Source organism: Oleiphilus sp. HI0066, assembly GCF_001635725.1.
In genome coordinates, this window is the sequence record NZ_LWFH01001777.1 from 21655 (window position 1) to 29778 (window position 8124).

Here is an 8124-nt window from a genome sequence, read left to right on the forward strand (position 1 = left end):
CTACGCTCCTGCTAAGATCTATTTAGGTACCACGGATTGAGATGCTTCCGCCTTACTTCCAACGCGAACTTTCTGAAGACCGTCAACAATCAATAGTTCACCAACTTCTACTCCTGACTCTATAACTTGCCCTACACCTAATCGCATGCCGACCTGTATTGGCCTTTTTCTTACGACAGAGTCTTCATCTAGCATAAGAACATATTTACCAAGTTGATCTTCTTGAATAGATTTCTGCGGAATAACGATTTGACTCTGAGTTTGGACGCGCTTTACCAGTAAAGTAACGTGCTGCCCTGATATCAACATTCCGTCTAGGTTATCGAAAACAGCACGGATTTTGATTGTTCCAGTATTTTGGTTGACACGATTATCAACAAATTCAAAACGCCCCTTTTCAGGATAAACATCGCCTGAACGCAGTTTTATCTGAGCATACGATACAAGCCCATCACCACCCTCGGCTAAACTTTTCTCTCTCTCACTACGGTAATTTACAAATTCTGTTTCGCTCACGTTAATTGAGACATAAATCGGTTTGATTTTGACTAGAGAGGTAAGCGTAGAACTGGGTGTAACGAGATCACCAATACTGACTTCAGACTGGCTAATCATGCCGTCTGTCGGAGCATAAATTTTAGTATATCCAAGATTTAGTTCGGCATTCTTGAGATCGGCATTTGCCGCTTTAATTGAAGCTTCAGCTTGAAGTTTTTTACTCGTTAATTCATCCATTTGTGACTGGCTAATCACCGCTTTAACGATCAGTTCCTCTCCTCGTTTATAGTTTATTTGTGCCTCATCATTAGCTGCACTTGCTTGTGCAACTTTCGCTTTTGCTTGGGCCAAAGCTGCCTCATAATTTTGTCGGTCTAACTCGAATAATAAGTCACCCTTTTGGACCTGAGAGCCATCATTCACAGCCTGAGATACTAAATACCCTTCTACACGAGCTTGTATCGTAACGTCTTCGGAGGCTTCTGTTTTGCCTGTAAACTCTCTGGTCGGATTAACATCCTCCGAAGCAATAGTGATTACACCGACTTTAGGAGGTGGTGCAGTTGGTTTTTTTTCATTTCCACCTGAACAGCCAACCAAACTGATAAACAAACTGATAAACAAACTGATAACTATGCTCGTGCGACAAACCCTAATCATTACTTAACTCCCAGTTCATTCTAAACCTAAGGCAAATACGCTTTTGCACACTAAAATTACGACTTCTTAAGTAAAGTACATAAACTAGAGATTGGGAAGCTTAGAGCTCAAACAAAAACAATAATTTAACCAAATTATCGACAAGCAATTACAACCGGGTCAATCTGTCTAGCGAGCGCTGGTCAAGAAAATATCTCCCTAAGAAAAAGCGTAAATGCTTGGATCGGCTTATCTCAGTGTTTCAGCTTTTATCATTCTTCCCCAAGAATTCATAAGATCTGACGGCCCTAATCAAGGACAATTCTGCCTCTCCTCTTCGGACGATAAACTTACGATGAGCTATCAGATCGACTTATAGGTATATAAAAATCAAGGCGTACAATATGCTCGCTGTAGTAACATACCATCACCAATTTAAATTCGATCGATTAAGAACTATGGATATAAAGAATAAAGTAATTGCCGTCACCGGTGCGGCACGCGGACTAGGCTTCGCGATGGCAAAACTACTATCAGAAAAAGGCGCACTCATTGCGCTAATTGATCTGGATATAGAAGCAACTAATAACGCAGTAAAAGAGCTACCGAATGCAAAAGGCTATGCCTGTAACGTGGCTCAAGAGCATGAGGTTGTGCAGACATTCTTGCAGATAAAAGAAGATTTTGGGCACTTAGATGGTTTGATAAACAATGCAGGCATTCTCAAAGATGGCTTGATGGTCAAAACTAATGATGACGAGGTTCAGAAATTACCATTAGCCCAGTGGCAAGCAGTGATCGACGTGAATCTCACCGGTGTATTTTTATGTGGACGCGAAGCTGCTGCAAGCATGGTTGAGCAAGGCTCTGGTGGCGTCATTATTAATATTTCAAGCGTAAGTCGAGCCGGTAATTTTGGTCAAACAAATTACAGTGCAGCTAAAGCAGGTGTCGCGGCAATGACTGTAACATGGGCTAAAGAATTAGCCCGCTATGGCATTCGTTCTGCCGGAATCGCACCGGGTTTTGTTGAAACCGAAATGACGGATCTCATGCCTGAAGAAGCCTTCAATAAAGTCGCGAATTTAATTCCGTTAGGTCGTATGGGGCGGGTTGATGAAATCGCGCATACGGCAGCCTATATTTTCGAAAATGATTACGTGAGCGGTCGTATTATCGATGTAGATGGCGGCATCAGAGTTTAAAACTGATATATATGAGTAAGTACTAACTAGCGAAGAATTCTGGCGATTGAACTCACTGAGTTCTCAATTATTGTGGAGACTTGGAGTTGAAACAGAAATACTTTTTCACTGCCCTATCAACTATTAGTTGCATGCGTTACAACGAGCTTGTTTTACTGATCACTTCAAGCACTCATCAAGACAAGCCTTAAAAGCATCAGGGACCAAAGCAGTTTTACGTAAGTTAAAGTCAAAGAACACAACGCCAGTTTTTGCGATTGAAATCAATTGGCGCGGAGCGCTCTGTTCATCACAAACACGCGTCATTTTGTAATAGAGCTGACAGCTTTTAGTTCTAATGTCTTGTACTGAGATATCTATATTGAGCAAGTCTCCATAAAAAGCTTCGTTTTTATACGTAATAGCCAGATCAGCAAGAAGCGTCCCCACACCATCAACGTCCCACTCTTCGTACCCAAATGAACGAAAGAACAAAACACGCGCTTCGTGAAGCATGGTAATCATCCCATCATGCCCTAAATGGTTTCCGTAATTAATGTCACTAATGCGCACAGCAAGTTGTCTAGAAAAGTGAGTAGGACTTGGATAATCGAGTTCGACACGAGACATAAACATACCTTACTAATAAAAACGTACGAATGAAGCTTAAACCAGACTCGAGACTTAACCTGCAAATCCGAAAGACAAATGATTAACGTGAAGCAACTAAACCTCGTGTGATCACGACAAGTATTACTCCACCTAAGATCAATAACGAAGATAAAACAAGACGCTGAGTAATTGCCTCATCTAATAAACTTAGTCCAAAAAAAGCAGCAATAACCGGAACCAGTAACTGAACCGCAGCCGACTGACTGGTGTTCAAACGCTTTGCAGCCAAAAACCATATCGTATAACCCAGACCTGAGGCGATCCCCCCAGAAAGAGCTGCTAGGAGCAGCCCCTCAGCGTTAAGTTGCAAAGAGCCAAAAATAACGCCATTAATTAGCAACACTGCGACGAGGGGGAGAGTGCGTAAAAAGTTGAAGAATGTATCAGATAGAGTATCTGTCGAATTCTTACCAGGCAATGAATACACGCCCCATGCCGCGCCGGAAATACTCATCAAAATAAAACCCAATAAGGACGGTGCTCCCGCCCCTGGAAGAATAAGGTAAATTAAGCCTGCAAAAGCGATCAAAAATCCGGAAATTTCGGAACCCGATAAGCGCTCACCACGAAAGTAGGCGATCAGAATCATTGAAAGTTGCACACTACCAAACAAAATCAACGCGCCCGTACCGGTATCCAGCAAGGTATAAGCAAAAGAAAATGCCGCTGCGTAGACAAACAACATCGCGCCCGCTAGACCATTGCCCTCGGCTTTTCTCTCACGTTTGTTTGAACTAAAAGATAAAATAAGAAACAACACTATCACAGCGGAAATCAGGCGCACTGCGGTAAAGCTAGCTGGATCGATATCGGTCGACGATGCTGGGGTAAAAGCCATGCGACATAAGACTGAATTTCCAGCAAATGCTAGTAATGCAATCGAAGTAAGAGAAATTGTACGGAACATAAAACAGAAATGCTTCCAATCAAACCGCAATCGCAGAGCATACAGAATAACAACTAAAAGGAAACAAAAGAAAAATGGTGCCCGGGGCCGGAATCGAACCGGCACGTCCCGAAGGACGACAGATTTTAAGTCTGTTGCGTCTACCAATTTCGCCACCCGGGCAGGGGAGCTACCAACTCTTATACATCAAGAGTGGAGGCGCGAGCCGGAGTCGAACCGGCCTACGTGGATTTGCAATCCAGTGCATAACCGCTTTGCTATCGCGCCACATTTTGTATGGTGTTTAAGTGCTTTCGATGAACAAGGATTGCTACATCCAGTGCACTTTTCACCTTGGGTCGTACAATCGTACTCAGCGCTTTGCTATCGCGCCACATTTTGTAAGGTGTTTAAGTGCTTTCGATGAGCAAGGATTGCTGCATCCAGAGCACTTTTTACCTTAGGTCGTACAATCGTACTTAGCGCTTTGTAGTCGCGCTACTTAAAAAAGCACGTGTATTATAGTGCCCTTTTAACAAAAACGCCTCGGGGTTTCCGAGGCATTTTTATTTGGAGCGGGAAACGAGATTCGAACTCGCGACCCCGACCTTGGCAAGGTCGTGCTCTACCAACTGAGCTATTCCCGCGTAAACCTTTTATCGCGTTTAGGCTGTTGCCTTGCGAAGAGGCGCATATATTAACGAATCAAATTAAGGAGTCAAGCACCTTTAAGCACTTAATTTTAATTACTTTTCGTTTGCGAATAATGCTCCCCAAGAAGCGGCTAAATATTGAACCATTGACCACAAAGTTAAGACTGCTGCGATAACGATCAAACCGTAACCAAACCAGAATGAAGCTTCAATTTTTGCACCAATCAGCAAAAAGAAAATCGCACTCATTTGGCACATTGTTTTCACTTTGCCTATATATCCAACTTTCACATTATCGTGTTTACCTTGTTGCGCCATCCACTCTCGGAGAGCAGAAACGACAACCTCTCTCCCTACAATGATAATTGCAGGAATCGTTATCCACCATACGCCAAACTCTTCAATAATCACGGCAAGTGAAATCGTCACCATCAGTTTGTCTGCAACCGGATCCAAAAACGCTCCAAATAGCGTCATTTGATTCCACTTACGTGCTAGATAGCCATCAAACCAATCGGTGACGCCAGCAATCCAAAATAATGCTGCGCACGCGTAATAGTTCCAATCATAAGGAAGGTAAAAAGCGATCACGAAAACGGGAATCAAAACAATACGCGATAGCGTAAGGATATTCGGCAAATTCATTTTTTCTCTACTCAATCACCGTGCAGACTAAGGTATATATGCTCCGCTAGACTGCTACTAATGCCATCCACTTTGGCTATTTCTTCAATCGATGCTGTTTTAATCCCTTGCACACTGCCAAAGTATTTGATCAGTGAGCGCCGTCTCGTTGGGCCAACGCCATCAATCCCTTCAAGCTGAGACTGCCTGCGGCTCTTATCTCTTCGCTTGCGATGACCTGTTATTGCGAATCGGTGGGCTTCATCGCGAATATGCTGCATCAGATGCAAACTAGGCTCATCTGACGAGCATTGTATCGTTTTAAGGCCGCCCTGCCCATCAGGAATAAATAAGGTTTCAAAACCTGGTTTACGTGTTGCTCCTTTGGCGATACCAAGCAATAAAATGTCGCTGGCATTCAGTTCATTTAACACGTCTATTGCCATATTCAACTGCCCTTTGCCACCATCTATAAAAATGATATCCGGACGCTTACTAGGCTCTTCATTGACCTTTCGATATCGCCGCGACAAAGCTTGCTTCATCGCTGCATAATCATCTCCAGGCTCAATCCCTTCTATATTGAAGGTGCGATAATCTGACTTTAGTGGACCCTGATCGTTAAACACAACGCAAGACGCTACAGTTTTTTCCCCAGAACTATGGCTAATATCAAAACATTCCATACGCTTTGGAATGTCTGGCAATTCTAAAAGCGCTCTTAGAGCATCAATACGATGAAAAACATTTTCTTTGTTGGATAAATAGGTTTTTAAGGTGCTGTCAGCATTTGTCTGTGCCAACTTTTGCCACTGAGCTCTAATCGTCTTCACTTTGTGCGCAAAACGAATGTTTTTCCCGACAACATTTTGAACGGCTTCGCTCAGCATCGTCTCATCCGCGCATTTAAAGGGCAGAATAACTTCGTTAGGCAAGTCTTTCTCGGCACCAGAACCCACGTAATACTGCTCTATAAATGACTGAAGCCGCTCTTCTTTGCTCTCGTCTAAGAGCATTTTAGAGGTATAGTTTTTGTGCCCTAAAATTCGGCCCTTTCTGATGAAAAGCATCGAAAAAACCGAAACACCAGGGCCATCAGACAGTGCAACCACATCTAGATCTGCACTTCCTGATTCAACACTCTGGCTCTCTTGCGCATGGCGAAGGTGCTGAATCTGATCTCGCAATTCTGCCGCCTTTTCAAACCTCAAGTCCTCAGAAGCGGTCTCCATTTCATCTATTAACTGTCGAAGAAGTTCTGGATTCTTGCCTTGCAAAAACATCGTGACATGATGAACGTCTTGCAAATATTCATCTTTATCAACTAATCCAACACAAGGCGCTTTGCAGCGTTTGATTTGATATTGCAGACAAGGACGTGATCGGTTTTTATAGAACGATTCTTGGCACTGCCTAACTTTAAATATTTTCTCTAGAAGCCCTAGGCTCTCACGGACAGCATGCGCATTCGGAAAAGGCCCAAAATACTGCCCCACTTTGCCTTTCGTCCTAACGCGTTTAAGACTCAGTGAAGGAAATTCTTTATCGGTCGCCAAATAGATATACGGATAAGACTTATCGTCCCGCAGCAAAATGTTGTAGGGAGGTTTCAGCTTTTTGATCAAATTTTGCTCTAAGATCAAAGCTTCTGTTTCACTATTCGTAATAGTGACTTCAATATTTTGAATTTTTGAGACCAGCGCGCGAGTCTTGGGCGCATGATCATTCTTAAGAAAGTAACTAGAAACGCGTTTTTTTAGATTCTTGGCCTTGCCAACATAGAGGATCTGCCTAGCACCATCGAACATTCGATAGACACCTGGGGCAGTTGATAAGTTTTTAAGGAAGTTCTTAGCGTCAAATGGCTGCGCGATTGCGCTTTGACTACTCTGTGGCATCGACTTCTAGCAATCCGTGCTTTAATGCCATGAGCGTTAGACCTACATCACTGGTAACGCCAAGTTTCTCAAATACGCGATAACGGTAGGAGTTAACCGTTTTAGGGCTCAAACACAACACATCCGAAATTTCTTGAACCTTACGACACTCCATAATCATCTCAGCAATCTGCTTTTCACGAGAGGATAGTTCACTAAACGGATCATTGCTGGATTCATTTAAAGCCATATTTTGTGCGATATCAGGGCTAATGTAACGCTCACCCGCATGCACTTTCTTCACGGCTTTAATCATTTCACTGATGTGGCTATTCTTCGATACATAAGCGGAAGCCCCAGAATCAAGGACTCTTTGTGCTGAAGGGGAATCTGTCAATGCAGAGACGACGACAACCTTGATGTCATCACTGACTTTCTTAATACGTCGCGTGGCTTCAATGCCCCCTATACCGGGCATTTTGATATCCATAAGCACAACATCTGGCTTATGTGATTGAGCTGAGTCGATGGCGTTTTCACCTGAGTCAGATTCACCAATCACATTTATGGATACGTCATCCTGCAACATACGTGAGATCCCTGCGCGAATAAGATCGTGGTCATCAACCACTAATACGTCTATCACTTGACACCTCGCACTATGTTATCGCTAAGACACATAACAGTAAGTTCGTCGTTTACATTATTTTTCACTTATAAGCGAAGTGTATGACCTTTCCTGAAAAATGTGAAACCTTTGCTTCAAAAGCCTCCTACCAAGCACTTTTTTTTAGAAGTATTTCACGAGTTCAAATTGCACATGATCCTCACTTTGCAAAAATCTCGTTTTCTGCGAGGAGTCGGTCGCTGCATTAAGGATATCCATTGGATCAGTGGTCAAATGAGGTTTCCCGTCAAAGACCCAAGCATTTACAAAAAGCTTTACATCGCTTGTGAGGCGCTGGCTTGCCTCAAGTGAGTAGATACGTTCATGAGTTTTGTGATCAAGAATACCGCCCAATAGTATTTCGGAAGAGTCTTCATCATTAAACGCATAACGCCATCCAACAAACACGTCTTGCTCAAACGTT

At 43.1% G+C, this 8124-nt stretch carries 7 protein-coding genes, 3 tRNA genes and 1 pseudogene; 1 reads left to right on the forward strand and 10 read right to left on the reverse strand.

Annotated features, from left to right (window positions below):
* Positions 1-18: 18 nt before the first annotated feature.
* Positions 19-1158: an efflux RND transporter periplasmic adaptor subunit gene (locus tag A3738_RS27605; protein ID WP_068500893.1), complete on the reverse strand. Its 1140-nt coding sequence runs from the start codon at positions 1156-1158 to the stop codon at positions 19-21.
* A 383-nt stretch (positions 1159-1541) separates the two neighbouring features.
* Between A3738_RS27605 and A3738_RS27610 the strand changes: the two genes are divergently transcribed.
* Positions 1542-2342 (forward strand): SDR family oxidoreductase, encoded by an 801-nt coding sequence (locus A3738_RS27610; RefSeq protein ID WP_369819843.1) that lies wholly within the window; start codon positions 1542-1544, stop codon positions 2340-2342.
* Positions 2343-2501: 159 nt separating this feature from the next.
* Here A3738_RS27610 and A3738_RS27615 read toward each other — a convergent pair whose 3' ends face one another.
* The 9 genes and pseudogenes from A3738_RS27615 to A3738_RS31690 form a co-directional block, all read right to left on the reverse strand.
* On the reverse strand, positions 2502-2951 hold the full coding sequence (locus tag A3738_RS27615) for a thioesterase family protein (protein WP_068500898.1): 450 nt from the start codon (positions 2949-2951) through the stop codon (positions 2502-2504).
* 82 nt (positions 2952-3033) lie between these two features.
* Positions 3034-3900, reverse strand: coding sequence for a DMT family transporter (locus tag A3738_RS27620; protein ID WP_082878313.1), 867 nt, complete (start codon positions 3898-3900; stop codon positions 3034-3036).
* Positions 3901-3975: 75 nt separating this feature from the next.
* Positions 3976-4062, reverse strand: a tRNA-Leu gene (locus A3738_RS27625).
* Positions 4063-4093: 31 nt separating this feature from the next.
* Positions 4094-4167, reverse strand: a tRNA-Cys gene (locus A3738_RS27630).
* A gap of 283 nt (positions 4168-4450) precedes the next feature.
* Positions 4451-4526, reverse strand: a tRNA-Gly gene (locus tag A3738_RS27635).
* 99 nt (positions 4527-4625) lie between these two features.
* A complete protein-coding gene (gene pgsA / locus A3738_RS27640) occupies positions 4626-5177 on the reverse strand; it encodes a CDP-diacylglycerol--glycerol-3-phosphate 3-phosphatidyltransferase (RefSeq protein WP_068500900.1) in 552 nt (183 codons plus the stop codon).
* An 11-nt stretch (positions 5178-5188) separates the two neighbouring features.
* On the reverse strand, positions 5189-7054 hold the full coding sequence (gene uvrC, locus A3738_RS27645) for an excinuclease ABC subunit UvrC (RefSeq protein WP_068500903.1): 1866 nt from the start codon (positions 7052-7054) through the stop codon (positions 5189-5191).
* Positions 7041-7679 carry a response regulator gene (locus A3738_RS27650; RefSeq protein WP_068500124.1) on the reverse strand — a complete coding sequence of 213 codons (639 nt, stop codon included), beginning with the start codon at positions 7677-7679 and terminating at the stop codon, positions 7041-7043. Before A3738_RS27650 ends, uvrC begins: the two co-directional genes overlap by 14 nt.
* Before the next feature lie 144 nt (positions 7680-7823).
* Positions 7824-8124, reverse strand: a pseudogene (locus tag A3738_RS31690) (hypothetical protein); the annotation flags it as partial.

Bases quoted from the DNA above. Each gene is read 5' to 3' on its own strand.
- A3738_RS27620 (WP_082878313.1), bottom strand. From the start codon at position 3,900: ATGTTCCGTACAATTTCTCTTACTTCGATTGCATTACTAGCATTTGCT.
- A3738_RS27615 (WP_068500898.1), bottom strand. From the start codon at position 2,951: ATGTCTCGTGTCGAACTCGATTATCCAAGTCCTACTCACTTTTCTAGA.
- A3738_RS27605 (WP_068500893.1), bottom strand. From the start codon at position 1,158: ATGATTAGGGTTTGTCGCACGAGCATAGTTATCAGTTTGTTTATCAGT.
- A3738_RS27610 (WP_369819843.1), top strand. From the start codon at position 1,542: ATGCTCGCTGTAGTAACATACCATCACCAATTTAAATTCGATCGATTA.
- pgsA (WP_068500900.1), bottom strand. From the start codon at position 5,177: ATGAATTTGCCGAATATCCTTACGCTATCGCGTATTGTTTTGATTCCC.
- uvrC (WP_068500903.1), bottom strand. From the start codon at position 7,054: ATGCCACAGAGTAGTCAAAGCGCAATCGCGCAGCCATTTGACGCTAAG.